At 42.6% G+C, this 17,286-nt stretch carries 20 protein-coding genes, 1 riboswitch and 1 other annotated feature; of the genes, 5 read left to right on the top strand and 15 right to left on the bottom strand.

What is annotated here, in order from left to right; translation table 11 throughout:
* Together proB and purU are read right to left on the bottom strand one after the other, a co-directional pair.
* Window positions 1–1,098 (bottom strand): glutamate 5-kinase, encoded by a 1,098-nt coding sequence (gene proB / locus NKR21_RS07030; RefSeq protein ID WP_144458567.1) that lies wholly within the window; start codon window positions 1,096–1,098, stop codon window positions 1–3.
* Window positions 1,099–1,153: 55 nt separating this feature from the next.
* Window positions 1,154–1,373 (bottom strand) — a binding site (T-box leader).
* A gap of 43 nt (window positions 1,374–1,416) precedes the next feature.
* Complete coding sequence (gene purU / locus NKR21_RS07025) at window positions 1,417–2,319, bottom strand: formyltetrahydrofolate deformylase (protein WP_144458568.1); 903 nt, start codon at window positions 2,317–2,319, stop codon at window positions 1,417–1,419.
* A gap of 161 nt (window positions 2,320–2,480) precedes the next feature.
* Here purU and NKR21_RS07020 point away from each other — a divergent pair, with 161 nt between their 5' ends.
* Both NKR21_RS07020 and NKR21_RS07015 read left to right on the top strand, forming a co-directional pair.
* Window positions 2,481–2,666 carry a hypothetical protein gene (locus NKR21_RS07020; protein ID WP_034663011.1) on the top strand — a complete coding sequence of 62 codons (186 nt, stop codon included), beginning with the start codon at window positions 2,481–2,483 and terminating at the stop codon, window positions 2,664–2,666.
* A 129-nt stretch (window positions 2,667–2,795) separates the two neighbouring features.
* Entirely contained in the window at window positions 2,796–4,148 is a 1,353-nt protein-coding gene (locus tag NKR21_RS07015; RefSeq protein ID WP_253602410.1) for an IS1182 family transposase, read from the top strand.
* 122 nt (window positions 4,149–4,270) lie between these two features.
* Here the strand turns inward: NKR21_RS07015 and NKR21_RS07010 are convergent, their stop codons facing one another.
* On the bottom strand, window positions 4,271–4,585 hold the full coding sequence (locus NKR21_RS07010; protein ID WP_012009690.1) for a DMT family transporter: 315 nt from the start codon (window positions 4,583–4,585) through the stop codon (window positions 4,271–4,273).
* Window positions 4,582–4,911, bottom strand: a complete 330-nt coding sequence (locus tag NKR21_RS07005) for a DMT family transporter (RefSeq protein ID WP_012009689.1) — start codon at window positions 4,909–4,911, stop codon at window positions 4,582–4,584. The genes NKR21_RS07010 and NKR21_RS07005 overlap by 4 nt, the downstream gene beginning before the upstream one ends.
* A gap of 66 nt (window positions 4,912–4,977) precedes the next feature.
* Window positions 4,978–5,086: riboswitch (guanidine-I (ykkC/yxkD leader) on the bottom strand.
* Window positions 5,087–5,306: 220 nt separating this feature from the next.
* Between NKR21_RS07005 and NKR21_RS07000 the strand changes: the two genes are divergently transcribed.
* Both NKR21_RS07000 and NKR21_RS06995 read left to right on the top strand, forming a co-directional pair.
* Entirely contained in the window at window positions 5,307–5,441 is a 135-nt protein-coding gene (locus tag NKR21_RS07000; protein WP_144458158.1) for a YrzI family small protein, read from the top strand.
* A 167-nt stretch (window positions 5,442–5,608) separates the two neighbouring features.
* Window positions 5,609–6,652 (top strand): bifunctional transcriptional activator/DNA repair enzyme AdaA, encoded by a 1,044-nt coding sequence (locus tag NKR21_RS06995; RefSeq protein WP_144458160.1) that lies wholly within the window; start codon window positions 5,609–5,611, stop codon window positions 6,650–6,652.
* Between the two features lie 14 nt (window positions 6,653–6,666).
* On the opposite strand, the gene NKR21_RS06990 is transcribed toward NKR21_RS06995, so the two are convergent.
* The 5 genes from NKR21_RS06990 to NKR21_RS06970 form a co-directional block, all read right to left on the bottom strand.
* Window positions 6,667–7,212 carry a GNAT family N-acetyltransferase gene (locus tag NKR21_RS06990; RefSeq protein ID WP_144458162.1) on the bottom strand — a complete coding sequence of 182 codons (546 nt, stop codon included), beginning with the start codon at window positions 7,210–7,212 and terminating at the stop codon, window positions 6,667–6,669.
* 18 nt (window positions 7,213–7,230) lie between these two features.
* Entirely contained in the window at window positions 7,231–7,719 is a 489-nt protein-coding gene (locus NKR21_RS06985) for a small multi-drug export protein (RefSeq protein ID WP_088004317.1), read from the bottom strand.
* Window positions 7,720–7,832: 113 nt separating this feature from the next.
* Window positions 7,833–8,585, bottom strand: coding sequence for an HAAS domain-containing protein (locus tag NKR21_RS06980; RefSeq protein ID WP_144458164.1), 753 nt, complete (start codon window positions 8,583–8,585; stop codon window positions 7,833–7,835).
* A 4-nt stretch (window positions 8,586–8,589) separates the two neighbouring features.
* Window positions 8,590–8,916 carry a PadR family transcriptional regulator gene (locus tag NKR21_RS06975; RefSeq protein ID WP_012009682.1) on the bottom strand — a complete coding sequence of 109 codons (327 nt, stop codon included), beginning with the start codon at window positions 8,914–8,916 and terminating at the stop codon, window positions 8,590–8,592.
* A gap of 114 nt (window positions 8,917–9,030) precedes the next feature.
* A complete protein-coding gene (locus NKR21_RS06970) occupies window positions 9,031–9,552 on the bottom strand; it encodes an acyl-CoA thioesterase (RefSeq protein ID WP_041816217.1) in 522 nt (173 codons plus the stop codon).
* Window positions 9,553–9,731: 179 nt separating this feature from the next.
* Here NKR21_RS06970 and NKR21_RS06965 point away from each other — a divergent pair, with 179 nt between their 5' ends.
* Window positions 9,732–10,613 carry a dimethylarginine dimethylaminohydrolase family protein gene (locus NKR21_RS06965; RefSeq protein WP_144458166.1) on the top strand — a complete coding sequence of 294 codons (882 nt, stop codon included), beginning with the start codon at window positions 9,732–9,734 and terminating at the stop codon, window positions 10,611–10,613.
* A gap of 38 nt (window positions 10,614–10,651) precedes the next feature.
* Here NKR21_RS06965 and NKR21_RS06960 read toward each other — a convergent pair whose 3' ends face one another.
* The 6 genes from NKR21_RS06960 to NKR21_RS06935 all read right to left on the bottom strand — a co-directional run bounded on the left by NKR21_RS06960 (window position 10,652) and on the right by NKR21_RS06935 (window position 17,285).
* Window positions 10,652–11,620: an ABC transporter ATP-binding protein gene (locus NKR21_RS06960; protein WP_144458168.1), complete on the bottom strand. Its 969-nt coding sequence runs from the start codon at window positions 11,618–11,620 to the stop codon at window positions 10,652–10,654.
* On the bottom strand, window positions 11,610–12,527 hold the full coding sequence (locus NKR21_RS06955; protein ID WP_144458170.1) for a C40 family peptidase: 918 nt from the start codon (window positions 12,525–12,527) through the stop codon (window positions 11,610–11,612). Before NKR21_RS06955 ends, NKR21_RS06960 begins: the two co-directional genes overlap by 11 nt.
* A complete protein-coding gene (locus tag NKR21_RS06950; RefSeq protein WP_144458172.1) occupies window positions 12,527–13,606 on the bottom strand; it encodes a dipeptide epimerase in 1,080 nt (359 codons plus the stop codon). The genes NKR21_RS06955 and NKR21_RS06950 overlap by 1 nt, the downstream gene beginning before the upstream one ends.
* Window positions 13,603–14,544, bottom strand: a complete 942-nt coding sequence (locus NKR21_RS06945; protein WP_144458174.1) for a S66 peptidase family protein — start codon at window positions 14,542–14,544, stop codon at window positions 13,603–13,605. The genes NKR21_RS06950 and NKR21_RS06945 overlap by 4 nt, the downstream gene beginning before the upstream one ends.
* A gap of 111 nt (window positions 14,545–14,655) precedes the next feature.
* Entirely contained in the window at window positions 14,656–16,278 is a 1,623-nt protein-coding gene (locus NKR21_RS06940; RefSeq protein WP_144458176.1) for a peptide ABC transporter substrate-binding protein, read from the bottom strand.
* Complete coding sequence (locus tag NKR21_RS06935) at window positions 16,278–17,285, bottom strand: ABC transporter ATP-binding protein (protein WP_144458178.1); 1,008 nt, start codon at window positions 17,283–17,285, stop codon at window positions 16,278–16,280. The genes NKR21_RS06940 and NKR21_RS06935 overlap by 1 nt, the downstream gene beginning before the upstream one ends.
* Between the last annotated feature and the right edge of the window lies 1 nt (window position 17,286).

The following is a 17,286-nucleotide window of genomic DNA, read 5'->3' as shown; positions in this document are numbered from 1 at the left end:
TCAGTTTTGTACATGCTGTACCCAGTGATCTCTGTGTATAACTTCAGGCTTTTCATTAGAAAGCTCATCACTTCGCAGTCCTTTAATACCGTGAAGCTCATCGGATGCGTACAAGGTTTGTCCTTTACCTACTAGTCCGTTCGGACCGACGACTTCAACGACCTCTCCTTTAGAAAAGTCACCAGCGACATCAATGACACCAGCCGGAAGAAGACTTCTGCCATGATGCAAAATCGCCGCTTCTGCTCCTGCATCTATCATGATTTTCCCAGAAACGGGTGAATGGAATTGAATCCATTGACGGCGGTTGTTAACAGCGGATAAGTCCTGTTCTCCGATATACGTTCCGTCTCCTTGACCTGCTAGAATATGAAGCAGCTTATCCTGACCAGTACCTGTACCAATGAAGACTTTCACGCCTAGTGAAAGTGCCGTTTGTGCAGCAGACAGCTTTGATTTCATCCCGCCTGTTCCCACTTTTGAGCCTGTGCTCTTCGCATATGAAAACAATTCTTCAGAAATATGTGTTAGGACATCAAAACGCTTCGCCTCAGGATGCTCATTTGGATTTGCATTATAAATTCCGTTAATGTCTGTTAAGATGATCAATTGATCTGCATGAATTAAACCGCTGACAAGAGCTGACAGCATGTCATTATCACCAAAGGTAAGCTCCTCAATAGAAACAGAATCATTTTCATTAATAATCGGTAAAATTTTTCTTTCCAGTAGCTCCATCATCGTTGCGTAAGCATTGCGATATCTTGTACGATCTGAAAAGTCATTACGGGTTAAAAGCATTTGAGCAGGTGTCATATGGAACTGTGAAAATAGTTCTGTATATTTCTGCATTAACAAGCCCTGACCAACGGCGGCGGCTGCCTGTTTTCCCTTTAAGGTCACAGGTCTTGATGGGTACCCTAAGCTGCCAAACCCTGCTGCGACGGCTCCTGATGAAATTAAAATGATTTCATGTCCAGCCTCTTTCAGCTTTGCTATCGCTTTCACATGATCTTGCATTTTTTGTTCATCAATGGCTCCTTTTTGCTCTGTCAATGAACTACTGCCAATTTTGATGACGATCCTTTGCTTTTTCATTATTGATTCCCTCCGCTATACCTTTAGGCACAAAAAAATCCCTTTTTCTCCTTATGTAAAGGACGAAAAAGGGATTTTCCGTGGTACCACCTTCATTGAATAAGCATACATCCAGCTTATTCCACTCAATTCCTGTAACGCCAGGCATGCGCTTAGATTTTTCCTCTAAGGCTCAAAGGGCAGGTTCAGCAGCTGTCTGCGGCAAATGTTTCAGCATGTCATTTGCTCTCTTTACACATCAGTTCTTGCTTACTATTCCTTTTCAACGCTCGTTAATTTTTTTATATTATCACCAATTGCAAAGGAAAAGTCAAGCGGTCAATTAAATACAATCGTTTTATTCTCATGTACAATAATTCGATCTTCTAGATGCCATTTGACGGCACGAGCAAGCACACTCCGCTCAATTGTTCGACCGATATTTTTTAAAGCTTCCGCATCATCCCGGTGATCTACTCGCTCAATATCCTGTTCAATGATCGGTCCTTCATCTAAATCATTGGTCACATAATGAGAAGTCGCGCCTATCAATTTGACTCCTCGCTCATATGCTCGCTTATATGGATTTGCACCGATAAACGCTGGCAGGAAGGAATGATGAATATTAATGATTTTGTTCGGATGCTGTTCTATAAAGCCAGGCGTTAAAATTTGCATGTATCTAGCAAGCACAATGGCATCAATATCATACTCTTCTAATAATGCGAGCTGCTCTTTTTCCGCTTCTTTGCGAATGTCTTTGTTCGCTTTCACAAAATGGAACGGGATCCCAAGCGCTTCTACTGTGTCTTTTGCCGTTTCATGATTGCTGATCACGACCGCAATTTCAGCCATCAAATTGCCGCTTTGCCATTCCCATAGGAGCTCATGCAAACAATGAAGCTCTTTTGACACAAAGATCGCCAGCTTTTTAAGCTCACTTGCACGCGACATGCTCCACGTCATTTGAAATGAAGATGCAATTGGCTCAAACTGCTGCTTCAGCTGATCCATATTTGCTGAGATGTCTTTCCAATCAAATTCAATTCTTAAAAAGAACCTGCCGCTTTCATGATCTGTTGTGTATTGGCTGGATTCAATGATATTTGCTCCATGCTCAAATAAAAAAGAAGAAACAGCGGATACAACACCAGGCTGATCCGGGCAGCTGACAAGCAATCTTCCTTTTTGCTCATGCTTTTGTCTGTGTAATTCAAGTTTCTCTGTTATCAAAGTTCTCATGTATCATGACCTCATTTACGTTTTCATTCTAATGAAATATTATACTGGACTGGAAAGAGAAAAAGCAATGTACAGCCCTATTTTTATTGAATATTCATTCAATTTTGCACCTGGCGTGATATAATGTGAATAGACCTTTTATCATAAAAGGAGTGATGAAGATGAAAAGTATGACTTTGTTTGGAAAAGTGAGCTTTTGGCTCGGCATCGTTTGTCTGATCACAGGTATTTCCCTTTTTATAGCCGGTGAAAGACTTATTCCTTTTCTCACATTTGGTGTGTGTTTTCTACTTGTGAGCCAGCTTTATCGCAAAAATGAAAACGATTCCAATCATCATTCGATGTAACAAAAGGCTGGCATCTATCTGCCAGCCTCAGGCTGTCGAGAAAATCTCGGCAGCTTTATTTTTCCCTTAAATTTTCCACCACTCCATTTTATAATAGAGAAAAGCATTCTAAAGGAAGGTGTTTTTCTCATGTTCCACACTAGAAATTCTTCTCAGCACGAAGCCGAATTTGTATTGCTAGATCAACTGGTTGAAGAGGATCACCTGCTTCGTAAAATTGATCAGTACATTGATTTTTCATTTATCGTAGATAAAGTAAAACCCTATTATAGTGAGAATAAAGGTCGTCCTTCTCTTGATCCGCTTATTTTGTTCAAAATGATGTTTATCGGATACCTTTACGGTATCCGTTCTGAAAGACAACTCGAAAAAGAAATTTACTATAACATGGCGTATAGATGGTTTTTAGGTTTGAACATCAATGATCCCGTTCCCCATCACTCCACTATTAGTTGGAATCGTCGTACTCGATTTAAAAATACAACGATTTTTCAAGACATTTTCGATGAGATTGTGCTTCAAGCTATCAATCATGATATGGTAGGAGGTCGCGTTCTTTTTACTGATTCAACTCATCTTAAAGCCAATGCTAATAAACATAAATATACGAGAAAAACGATTGAACAAGATACCCAGAACTATATCAATGATTTAGAAGAAGCAGTCCAAGAAGATCGGGTGGCACATGGAAAAAAGCTCTTAAAGGTAAAAGAGGAGGTGAAAACAGAAAAAGACATTCGTCAAAGTATGACTGATCCTGAAAGTGGCTATCTATATCGCGAAAACAAGCCTGAAGGCTTTTTCTACCTAGACCACCGGACAACAGATATGAAGTATAATATCATCACCGATGCTCATGTCACGCCTGGAAATGTCCATGATTCTGTTCCATATCTTGATCGGTTAGATCACCAAATCGCACGATTTGGTTTTCAAGTAGAAGCTGTTGCGCTTGATTCAGGTTATTTGACAACACCAATTTGTAAAGGTTTATCTGATCGACATATTTTTGGTGTCATTGCCCATAGACGTTTTCATCCAACAAGAGGATTATTTGAGAAGTGGAAATTTCAGTATGATTCTGAAAATGATCATTACATATGCCCAAAAGGTGAGAAGCTTTTATATACGACAACAGATCGAAAAGGTTATCGATTCTACAAATCAGATCCTAAAAAATGTGCATCGTGTCCTTTCCTTGAAAGATGCACAAGGTCGAAAAATCATCAAAGAGTCATCTCAAGACACATATGGGAAGAACATAAAGAAAAGATCAGACAGAATCGTCTAACTGTTTCTGGAAAAGAGCTATATAAAAAAAGAAAAGAAAAAATAGAGCGAAGCTTTGCAGATTCAAAACAACTGCATGGGCTTCGCTACTGCCGGTTAAGGGGGAAACAAAATGTGAGTGAGCAAGTTCTCCTCACAGCTGCGTGCCAGAACATGAAAAAGATTGCCACACACCTAGCGAAGCTAGGCTAGGTGTGTGGGAGGCCTTTTTCATTAAATCTCATCCATCATAATTACGATGAAAATAAAAAAGCCTGTAGAAAAACATGAGTTTCTCTACAAGCTGAGGCTGGCATCTATCTGCCAGCCTTTTCTTATTCAATGATTTTCAATCCTACTGCCGCAGATAAAATCAATGCGATAAAAAAAATACGTTTTGCATCTTTCGACTCTCCGTAAAAAAGCATACCGACCATGGCGCCTCCAGCAGCTCCGATTCCAGTCCAAATGGCATACGCCGTTCCCATCGGAATCGTGTTCATCGCAAGAGACAACATCAGAAAGGACATCGAAAAGCCAGCCGCAATGAATAAAATCCATTTGACATGCTTGTCTTTTTGGAATTGATTCATCATGGTCACACAAAGCATTTCTAAGATGCCTGCTCCAATTAGTAAAAGCCAGCTCATGATTCAGCCTCTCCCTTCTTTTCTCCTGTTGTCAGCTTCAGTCCTAATACACCGCACAAAAGCATGACAATCAAAAGCAGTTTGACAAGCTGAACCGGCTCACCAAGCACCATACCTATGACGACGGTACCTGCTGTCCCAAGACCAGTAAAAACAGCATAAAGTGTGCCAACTGGCAGTACACTTGTTGCTTTCATGAGTAAATAAAAACTCACGATAATACAAACGATGGTTGCGCCCCATTCTATGAGCGAGTTGGCATATTTCAGCCCCATCACCCAGCCGACTTCAAAGATGGCCGCAATAAAGACATTTCCCCATTTCATCTGATCTTCTCCTTTCTGAACGATTCCAACCAACAAAAAAAGCCTGGAAATCGATCGTTTGATCAAATCTCCCGGGCTTTTATCCCTCCGTGTCCATATGGTCTCTTTTAAAGACCCTATGTGTTTTCTCTCGGACCAGACTGCACCTGCGCACGGAACCCTAGAAAACCAATTCATCATAAACAGACCTGACTGAGAGCAGATTCTGTATTAAAAATCTTATCACACCCCAATTTGCCGGTCTACCAGTTTGCTCTCCCTGTTCAAATATACTTGTTCATTTTTCGAAAGAAATGATTTCGAACCAGCGTATACTAAATGTTAGAAACAAATCAACTGATCAAGAAGATCTGCGGGATATTTGCGTGCTGCTAACCGAAGGGAAATGAGCGTATATGACAATCCATTTAATTTTTATTACATTGACGATCAAGCGTAAATACAAGGACATGGAGACCGTTCTTTACGAACAAGAAGTTGAAACCTTTTATGAAGAAATGAAACAGAAACAACTAAAGTATATGAACTAAAAAAATATGGAACACAGACCACGTTAGACACGCTCAGACGTTAAAGGAACGATCATATCGCTGGTATAATGAACTCAGATTGATGTGATGAACGTTCAACTTAAGGATGCTGCATGTACAGATCATCCGTTGTATCAGCTAAAAAATAAAACCAAGAGGTGGATCGTATGATGATAACCGACGAACAGAAACATGAATTTTATCAAGCACTTGTTGACAAGGATCCGCAATATGACGGCACATTCTTCGCCGGCATTAAGACCACAGGTATCTTCTGCCATGCCACATGTACCGCTAGAAAACCCAAATATGAAAACTGTGAATTTTTCATTACAGCAGAGGAAGCACTGCTAGCAGGATATCGTCCGTGCAAGCGCTGCACACCATTAACATACCCTAACAGCATTCCAGAAGAAGTTAAAACACTCGTTTCAGCAGTTGAAACACATCCTGAAAAACGCTGGAAAGAAGAGGACTTTCGTCAGCTAGGCATTCACTCTGCAACAGCACGGCGGAAATTCAAAGAAATCTACGGCATGACCTTTGTTCAATATGCAAGATCACGCCGAATGGGACTTGCCTTTAAAGAAATTCTGAATGGAAAGAAAGTGATTGACCAGCAGGTCGCCTTGGGCTATGAATCTTCGAGTGCCTTCAATGATGCCTTTACAAAAATTATGGGCAATCCCCCTAAAAAGGCGCAGACTAAGATTCTTCATGCCAATTTTATTTCTACACCGATTGGACGGATGATCAGCGTGACAGATGCCGCGCATGTGTATTTACTGGAATTTATGGACAGGCGGGGACTTGAAAAGGAAATTGAAAACATGAGAAAAAAGCATCATGCCCGCATTTTAGTCGGGGAAACAAACGCCCATCAACAATTGGCAAAGGAATTGACCTTATATTTCGAGAAAAAACTGACGCAGTTTACAGTCCCACTTTCCTTGCATGGCACTCCTTTTCAAATGAAGGTGTGGGACCTGCTCACACGCATTCCTTCAGGCGAAACTCGTTCTTACCGAGATCTTGCTGTGATGCTGGGAGACCCGCATTTGGTCCGGGCGGTAGGGAATGCAAATGGTGCCAATCAGTTGGCGATCATCATTCCATGCCACCGCGTCATTCAAACAAGTGGTGAGCTCGGCGGCTACGGCGGCGGGATCGAACGAAAGAAATATTTACTTCAGCTAGAACAGCGGATATAAAAAAACGGCTCTGCTTATTTTGTAAGCGAGCCGTTTTCTTCGTTGCGATTGATACTGTATACATCAATGATTTGGTCCCATTTTGAAATGGTTTTTTCTTTTTTCATGCCCATTTTTAAAGCGACCTTTACCGATGCCTCATTATCCGGGCGAATTAAGCTCACCATTCGTCTGACCTTCATTTCTTCAAAGCCGTAGGTGAGACAGCCCTTTGCGGCTTCAGCAGCATAGCCATTCCCCCACGCTGCTTTCTTAAGCATATAGCCGATTTCAAGTTCGGTTTGTCCTTCGATGTTTTGCAAAACAATCCCGCTTTGTCCAAATGGTTCATTCGTTTCTTTGTCTTCAATGATCCAGAGAGAAGTATGATACATGCGGTCATTCTTTTGATTCCATGCAATCCACTCTTTCGTTTGCTGCTCATCCTTCAAAGAAGGATAATATTTCATCACTTCTTCATCTTGAAACAACATGTGATATAAAAATGGGGCATCATGTTCATTCATCGTTCTCAGCCTGAGCCGCTCTGTTTCAAGCACCGTCCGTGTTTGATGTTGCATTTCTCATCCTCCCCTTGCTTACTGACTAAATATATCTCCGAACAATCCAGTTGAATCTGGGGCAAAGTAATGGAATCCCGCACCGGTTAAACTAGCTGCCAGCGCTGTCCACATGATTAAACTGACTGTCATCCACACTGCGACTTGCTTTCTTTTTGTTCCAAAGCTCATGCACATAAACGCCGCTAAATGACTGCCAATGATAAAAGGTCCGAATAGCGCTAATCCTGGGAGACCATAACGTTCCCAAATTTTTCTCGCCCGCTGCTGCTTTTTTTCTCCTTTTTCATCAGTTTTGCTCCCTTTCTTCTTTAACCGCCATGCTTTAAAACGGTCTACGAAAACAATGAGAAGGAAAACAGTAAAAAAATTACCGATGAATCCAATAACTGCTGCCGGTACAGGATGCATGCCACTTAAAATCGCCAACGGAACAACCCCTACCACTTCAAAAAAAGGCAAAGCAGCCAATACAAACACAAGTACATATCCCCATAAAATATCCAAATACAGAACCCCTTTTCATTTTTGTCCTCTTCCCATTGTAATGAAAAATACGCTACCATTTCTACATTTTTTTAGAAAAAGAAAAGCACATCCGATGGGATGTGCTCTGTTTATTACATCGTGCTTTCATTTTTCTTATTCGTCCGGCGTAAAACAATGAGCACAAGCCCAATTATGATCACAATAGATAGTAGACTTTGCAAGAGAAGAACGCCTTGTGATGTCCAGCCAATCCATTCGAATATGAGCTGCGGTCCGAAAAAGATGATCGGAATCAGTGAAATGAAATTCGCTTTCATAATCGCATTAAAGACAATAATACAAAACAGCATAAGCAGGATGACGCCCCATCTTTGACCTGATGTCAGCACAAGTAATGGTGTGCCTAGTTTTTGATCCAATAGTTTGATTGTGACCATTGAAGTCAATTGAAAAATGCCTAAGATCCAAAAATAAAGAAATGCCCGTCTGCCTGTTTGAAAGGCAGACGCTCTAAACATCACAATGATCATGATGACATTAGCCACTAAAACGAGCGGATAACCAATCAATGCATACCAAGAATAGGATAAGCTTTGACTGATCGCATCTGATAAAATCATATAAAAGAGTGATCCAATTAAGAAGGCACTAACGAAGGGAACCCAATCTTTATGGTTTCCTGACATCTCTTTTGCCAGTTCATCAGCATAGCCCCGCGGATCACCGCCAAACAAAGCCTCGCCTGTTTTACCGTCTTTTTCAGCCTCAACCGCATGTGTCGTCAGTTCATCCATTAGCTCATCAATTTCATCCTGATTTTTCCCCTTTGAGATGAGATAGAGTTTCAGCTCTAGTAGAACGTGTCTTGTTTCTTTTGATACCATAATCTCACTTCCCTTTTTGTAGTAAACAATTTACATTCTTTGAAAGCTCACTCCAGCGGGTAATAAACTCTGTGAGCGCTTGTTCGCCAGCTTGAGTGAGCGTATAATATTTCCTTTTCGGACCGCTTGCTGATGCTTTTGTGACAGTGGTCACGAGCTGTTCCTTTTGCATACGCAGCAGGATCGGATAGATACTTCCTTCACTAATTTGATCAAACCCATAATGAGCAAGCTTCTTCGTCATTTCATATCCATAAATCTCACCCTCTGAAATAATCGACAGCAGGCAGCCTTCTAAAATTCCTTTTAGCATTTGTGTGGATGTTGTCATATTTGTTCCTCCGATTCCAGTCCCTTGCATCACAAGATAGCATCATCTTACCACACACTATCTTGCCATGCAAGATACCACCCTAGAAAAAAATCACCGCTTAAAGGGTGATTTTTACGCCCATGGTTTATCTGTCCCAAGTGCGTCAGCTAGCGCCTTGCTATGCTTTCGGCGGCTTTTTCTTTCTTCAGCTCGCTGTTTTGCTGTTTGATGCAGCATGATTTCTTCCTCTGTTTCAGGCATCACCTGCGGAACTCGTTTAGGTTTTCCGTCTTCATCTAACGAGACAAATGTCAGAAATGAAGTGGCTGCAAGTCTGCGTTCTCCAGACATCAAGTTTTCTTTCATGACTTTAACGAACACTTCCATGGAAGACGTGCCAACCCATGTCACATAGGATTCCAAGCATACTGACTCTTTTTGTCCAATCGGCTCTAAAAAGTCAACAGAATCCATCGAAGCCGTAACCGTTTCACTACGGCTGTGCCTTGCTGCCGAGATGGAGGCAATGTCATCTATATAACTCATTAATTTTCCGCCAAATAAGGTTTGGTGATTATTCGTATCGAGAGGAAATACCCTGCTGGTTTTGACAACTTTTGATTCCTTGCAGTATTTGAAATTTTCTTCACTCATCATCATAGCTCCTTCTTGCTGTTTTCGTGAATGCGGAACGACTTTTATTAAACACTATTCTTTTAGGTTTGTCTAAACTTTTTGCTTTAGTCTCTCGTGAGAGATTTTCTATCGGAAATGTTTCAACCATGACTAAAGCGAGGAATAATAGAACTATGAACAAACAAGGAGGCCATTTGATGGATTCTATAAGAGCAGAACAAATACACAAAATGCCGCAATGTATGAGTGAATATGACAATTTACAAGAAGTCCTTTTATGCAGCCCCATCTATATGGAAATCAAACAGATCATCAACGAAACCCAAAAACATTTTGCAAGAGAAAATATTTCTCAAATGAAAGCCATTGCTCAGCATAAGCAATTGATCCAAATCCTAAAAAACCATCAAGTACGTCCCATTATGCTTCCTGCAAATGACCGCTATCCTGAGCAAGTCTTTACTCGGGATATTGGGTTTACGATTGGACATACACTCTTTGTTTCAAGCATGGCTGCTCCGGTTCGGCAAGGAGAAGAACAATTATTAAAAGAGTGGGCACAGGAAAATGGCTTCAAAACTGTTAGCCTGACAAACGGAACGATTGAAGGCGGCGATGTACTTGTAGACCAAACACGTGTATTTGTCGGAATGAGCAAAAGAACAAACCCAGCCGCTATCCATGAGCTCAAAAAAGAACTGCCGGATCATGACATTATTCCCATTCATCTTCCTCCTCACATTTTGCACCTCGATTGTGTGATGAATATTCTCTCTCATGATGAGATGTTGATTTATCCTGAAGCGTTCAAAAAAGAGGATCTTCACTTGCTCAACATGCATTATCATCTCATTGAAATAAGTGAACAAGAGCAATTCACACTCGGACCTAACGTTTTATCTATTGGACAGAAAAAAGTGATCAGTTTGCCCATCAATCAAGAAACAAATGCTGCATTAACCGCTCACGGGTACACTGTCATTGAAGTGGATTTTTCAGAAATCATTAAATCTGGTGGGTCATTTAGATGCTGCACATTACCGATTCGGCGTTCATCCACTAAAAAAGCCAGCTTGTAGAACAGCTTGTCTACTTGCTGGCTTTTTTCTATCTATTTTTATGTCCGGTCGTATAAATGACAGGCGACATCATGCCCCTCTTCTACCGCTTGTAATGTTGGCTTTTTTTCAGCACACACATCCATCGCTGCAGGACACCTTGTTCGAAATACACAGCCGCTTGGCGGATTCACTGGACTTGGAATTTCTCCTTTTAAAATGAACCTTTTGCGCTTGTCCTCCACGTCAGGATCTGGAATGGGGATCGCTGACAGCAAGGCTTGTGTATATGGATGCAACGGTGTTTGATATAACGTATCACTGCTGGTCAATTCGACGAGATGACCTAAATACATGACACCGATTCGGTCGCTAATATATTTGACCATCGACAGGTCATGCGCAATAAAGAGAAATGTCAGCCCTTCCTCCTTTTGCAATTTCTTCAGTAAATTCACGACTTGCGCTTGAACGGAGACATCTAGTGCAGAAATTGGCTCATCTGCCACAATAAATTTCGGTGATAAGGCGAGTGCTCTTGCAATACCGATTCTCTGCCTTTGTCCTCCGCTGAATTCATGGGGATAGCGCGTGGCAAAGTCATAGCTAAGCCCAACCGCTTCCAGTAGTTCTTTCACCCGGGCCACCCTTTTCTTTTGACTCCCATAAAGGTGATGAATCTCCATTGGCTCCAGCATGATATCTTTGACAGACAGCCGCGGATTCAGGGAAGAATACGGATCTTGAAACACCATTTGAATTTGCCGATTAAAATCAAAGGATTCTTTTTGTGAAAGGTGATGAAGGCTTTTCCCTTCATACAAGGCTTCTCCATCTGTCGGTTCATAAAGGCGCATAAGCACTTTTCCAAGTGTGGATTTCCCGCAGCCGGACTCGCCAACAAGGCCAAATGTTTCGCCTTGTTTTAACTGAAAGGAGACACCGTCTAGTGCTTTTAACATTCTTCCCTTCGATAGATGAAAGTGTTTTTTGAGATTGTTTACTTGTAAAAGTGGTTCAACTGCCATGACCTTTGCTCCCTTCGCTTGGCAAATACCGTCTTGCACCTGCCCATTCTTTTTCATATGAAGTGCCAGAAAGGGAAAGAAGTTCAATTTCTCTGCCGGTTTTAGGCGAGTGAAGCATCATACCGTCACCTGCATAAATCCCAACATGGCGTACAGCTCCCTTTCCGTTATCATTGGCGAAAAACAATAAGTCGCCCTGTTCTAAATGGCTTGATGTGACCGGTGTACCTTGCACTGCTTGGTCACTTGCGTCTCTCGGCAAAAGATATCCGCACGCTTTATACATGCTGTAAGCAAAGCCTGAACAGTCATAGCCAAAGCTGCTCATACCACCCCATAAATACGAAAGATCAATAAATTGTTTTCCCTTCTCTACAACATCTTTTCCAGTCATATCGGAAGTGGAGGAAACTGGTTGCACATCTGTTTTATTGATTTCTCTCGTCCCTGCTGGTGTGACAACGCGAAAGCGATCACTCGTTTCTTCTACAGCTGCGAGCTCTGTTAAAAAACTAATTTCCATGTCCGCTTGCCCGTTTCGATAGAGCATGGCTCTTTTCTGACAAACGATATGAGATATAGCTGGCGCACTTCCTTCTGTCACTTGCTTTAGTTGGTTCGCAGGTATATAGCCAGGGTAGCCTTGCGGATGTTTCCGGGTGGCCTGCTGCGGAATGACGACCTTCATCCAGCCGTCTGTCTCTTCTAAGCCAATGACTCGTTCACCGAGCAGTACTTGCGACTGGAGCAGATTTTCTTCACATAAAGCCAGTTTTTCTTCATATGTTTGCTTGTCAATCCACTCTTTCATTTTGAAGGAGCTCTGAAGAACCTTTTGATCCATTTCTCTCGGTGACTGCGGCGTTGTCCATACGTTCGCGACTGCAACCTTTGATTCAAATATCATCATGAGACTCCTTTCACCCCTCGAATGCCTAACCCATGTTGCGGCGAGAAAAAGATATCTTTTCCTTTGTATAAGATACCTCCGTCTACCATGTCCTCTTTTAGCATCAGCGGAGCATCAAAATCGTAGCGGGTGATATTCGGCTGACTTGCGGCGAGATGAGCGGCTGCTGTAATCCCAAGTTTTGACTCAATCATGCTGCCAACCATACACTTAACGCCGTATGCTTCTGCCAAAGCGTTAATTTTTAAAGCCTCTTTTATGCCGCCTGATTTCATTAATTTTAAATTGATCAAATCACAGCTTCTCGTTTCAAGCACTTTGATCGCATCATGAAAACTAAAAATACTTTCGTCTGCCATAATCAGTGTATCTGTTGCCTCCGTCACACGGCGCAGGCCTTCGATATCTTCTTTTGGCACTGGTTGCTCGACTAGTTCGATATTCAGTGACTCCATTTTCCGAATGGCTACGACCGCTTCCTTCCACGTCCAGCCCTGATTCGCATCGAGCCTGATCTGAATATCTGGCCCGACCTTTTCTCGAATTCGCTTGATTCGCTGAATATCCGTGTCTATGTCATCTTTTCCTACCTTGATCTTTAATGTCTGAAAGCCTTCTGCTGCGTATTGCTTCGCATCTTCCGCCATCTCAAGTGGACGGTTTACACTGACCGTATAATCGGTTTCAAGCTGACTGCGATATCCGCCAAGGTATTGATAAAGGGGAAGTCCTGCCTGCTTCCCTAAGCCATCATAAATGGCCATGTCAACCGCTGCCTTTGCGCTTGTGTTGCAAGCGAGCACACGGTCCATTTGAGAAAAAATTTGTTCATGCTCAGACAAGGAAGCCCCAAGTAAGATCGGTCTGATCACTTCACAGATGGCATAGTCGATGCTTTCCAGCGTCTCACCTGTAATCACCGCAGTCGGAACTGCCTCTCCGTAGCTGACGTCACCTTGATCATATGTGACGATAACGATCAGAGATGCTGCGTCATACACCGTTCGCAAAGCGGTTTTGAAAGGCTTTTTTAGTGGTACACTCATTCTGCATGTGCGAACATCGACGATTTTCATGTGATTACCTCTTTCGCTGCAACGCCTGGAGAAATGTGCAGTTTTTTTCCTGTCGCATCTAATGCAGCCTGTGTGCCCATTGGAATGGCAAAGTTCGGAGAAGAATGACCGATCCGAAAGCCCCCAAGTGCAGGCTTCTTTTGCGGCACAATATACGTGTCCCATACTTGATTCAATGTGAGAGACTGATCTTTCTTTTTTGGCTCACATTGATGAAAATCTCCAATGATGAATCCAGCCGCATCATCCAATTTCCCGGCAGATGTGAGGTGCTGCATCATTCGATCAATTTTATAGGGCTCTTCGTCAATATCTTCAATGAACAAAAGCTTTCCCTTCGTATCGATTTCAAAAGGTGTACCAAGTGTTGTGACGATGAGGGCAAGATTTCCTCCTACAATCTCACCTGAAGCGGTGCCCGGATAGAAAGTATGAAGGGGCGACAAGTGGTGCGCATACGTAAAGGCTTTCGGTGCGAACAATTGTAAAAAGGTATCTTTCGTATAAGGATGGACCTCCTCAAGTCCCACATCAGAGGAGAGCATTGGACCATGAAACGTCACAAGACCCGTCTGCTGCTGGATCGCCGTATGTAAAAACGTAATATCACTGTAGCCCCAAAAGATTTTTGGATTACGGCGAATCAGGTCATAGTCAATGGCTTCCGCAAGTCTGCCAGTCCCGTATCCTCCGCAAGCACAAATAACCGCTTTCACCTCTGGATCTTGAAACATGCAATGAAGATCTTCCACTCTTTCATGATCATGACCTGCTAAATATCCATACCGCCGGTCCAAATACTTCCCTTTTTTCACCTTTAGCCCGAGGCTTTCTAAAAAGGCAATCCCTTTTGCTAATTTCAGCTCATCAGGCGGGCTTGCTGGGGCAATAACCCCCACTGTATCCCCTGTTTGAAGTGCCACTGGCAGCTGGCTCATGCCGTATCCCCTCTTTCTCTTTGTTTCTTTCAATCTATGGGTTTTTGCTTCATAACATGAACAAATAAAGGAACAGACGCTTTTATTTCAAAGCGTCTTTTGATTCTAATATCATTTTCCATCTACTTGCGCCCATTTCAAATCGATATACCCAACAGGGTGACGAACAATCCCCTTCACGCCTTCTTTTTGTAAATGAACTTGGTTATAAAAATGAATCGGGATGATCGGTGCTTCTTCAATGAGAAGTGCCTCTGCATCATGAAGAATGTTGTTTCTCTTTTGCTCGTCTGCTTCCTGACTTGCCTTTTTAATCAGTTGATCATAGGTATCGTTTGACCACCCTGTCCGGTTCATGGCATTCCCTGTTTGAAAGCTTTCTAGGAAATTGATCGGATCTGCATAGTCTGCTAAAAATGAACTTTGTGAGAATTGGAATTTCAGTGCCTTTTGATCTTCAGCAAATACATTGGCTTCCATGTTGGCAAGCTTCACATCTACACCTAGCGCTTCTTTCAGCTGCTGCTGGATGGCTTCAGCTTTTTTCTTATTCTCAGGCTTTGTACTGTATGTCAATGTGACGGCTGGCAGTTTTGAATAGTTCTCTTCTTTCAGCCCTTTTTCTAATAGCTTTGCAGCTTCACTCTTATCGTTCTTCACAAGATCACCGCCAGCTTTTCTGAAATCCTCGCCTTTTGAATCTAGAATGCCTGGCGAGACAAAGGCGTGTGCTGGCTTCTCTTCATTTTTCGTCACATAATCTACGATATCTTGCGGATTGATCGCCATTTGAAATGCTTTGCGGATGTTTTTATTTTGAAAAGGTTCCATGTTTACATTCAGACGATAAAAGAACAATCCAGCCTGGTCTTCAATTTGTACATCTTTATTTTTCAGCAGATTTTCACTTTGTTCTGCTGGGACAAAGGCAGTATCTAAATCTCCTGATTGATACATTTGATAGTCTGTGTTTCGATCACTGATCATCAGCCACTTCACTTGATCTAACTTAACTGATTTTTCGTCCCAATACGTCTCACTTTTTGCCATTGTAAAGCTCTCATCATGCTTCCACTCTGTCAGCTTGAACGGTCCATTTCCGACAAAGGTTTTGGCGTCTTTTGCCCAGTTTGGGTCCTTCTTCGCTACCTGTTCATTGACAGGAAAAAAGGCAGGGTTTGCGGTCATATTTAAGAACGATTTCTGCGGGTATGCCAGTGTGACCTTAAGCGTTTTGTCATTCTCAGCGCTAACTTTAACGTCTTCTTTCTTTCCTTTTCCGCTGTTAAATGCCTCTCCGCCTTCAATCATATACGCTAGGAACGATGCGGAGGAGCCTGTTTTCGGATCAAGCAGCCGCTGCCACGCATATTCAAAGTCACTCGCTTTCACTGGATCACCATTTGACCACTTGATGCCATCTCTTAAATGGAACGTGTACGTTTTTCCATCCTTTGAAATCTCCCATTTTTCAGCCATTGCAGGAGATGGTTCGTGCTTTTCATTCAGTCTTGTTAATCCCTCCATTAGGTTATTGAGCCCTTGCCACGATACATTATTAAAACCAATCGGAGGATCAAACGACGTCGGTTCGTTTTCGTTATTTAAGGTTAATACTTTCTTTTCACCCTCTTTGCTTGATGATCCTTTCCCTGCTTGCTCATTGGCTGTACATCCTGCGAGCAGCATGATTGTGAATATACATATACTGATGATCCATCCCTTTTTTCTCATTAAAAACTCCCCCTTTGTGTTGAAGATAAAACGGTTTGCGCACGCTCATCTTGGAGCCAGCAATGCACTGTATGAGTAGGTGAGCGCTGCGTTTCATGCGGCATGATATGATCACATACCTTCATAGCGGCAGGGCAGCGATCTGTATACGGACAGCCCTTTGGCGGAGCAAATAAATCAGGCGGGCTTCCTTCAATTGGAACGAGTTCGTCTTTCATATCAAGTCTTGGAACGGATTGCAGAAGTCCCTTTGTATAAGGATGCTGCGGACTGTAAAAAATATCTCGCCTCGTTCCGACCTCCACCATCTTCCCCCCGTACATAACCGCCACTCGGTCTGCGACTTGGGCTACGACCCCTAAATCGTGTGTGATTAAAATGATGGTGACACCTGTTTTTCTCTGAATCTCTTTAAACAGCTCTAATATTTGTGCCTGTATGGTCACATCGAGCGCTGTCGTTGGTTCATCAGCAATCAACACTTTAGGCTCGCAAATCAGCGCCATGGCAATCATAAGCCGCTGCCTCATTCCCCCGCTGAACTGATGAGGGTATTGCTTTAGCCTTTCCTTCGGCTGCGGAATACCGACCAAATCAAGCATCCGAATGGCGGCTTCTTTCACTTCTTTTTTCGTCAGCTTTTGATGCTCCTTTGCCGCCTCCATGAGCTGATCGCCGATTGTCAAAGTTGGATTCAGTGCGGTCATGGGATCTTGGAAAATCATCGAAATATCGACACCTCTTATGGCGCGCATTTCTTTTTCAGATAAAGACAGTAAATTGCGGTCTTCAAACCATATTTCTCCCTGATCAACATGAGCGCTGTAAGCTGGTAGCAGCCTCATAATGCTTTGTGAAGTGACACTTTTCCCGCAGCCTGACTCTCCTACAATGGCAAGGATTTCTTTTTCATATACATCCACATTCACTCCGCGTACCGCTCGAACTGAGCCGCCATATGTCCGAAAGCTGACGTGCAGATCGATGATTTGTAGAACTTTTTTCAAA

This window comes from Bacillus sp. 1735sda2 (genome assembly GCF_024159245.1).
Classification (GTDB): Bacteria; Bacillota; Bacilli; order Bacillales; family Bacillaceae; genus Bacillus; species Bacillus pumilus_O.
The sequence above is the reverse complement of the archived record's forward strand: the minus strand, read 5'-3'. Positions and strand labels throughout refer to the sequence as shown.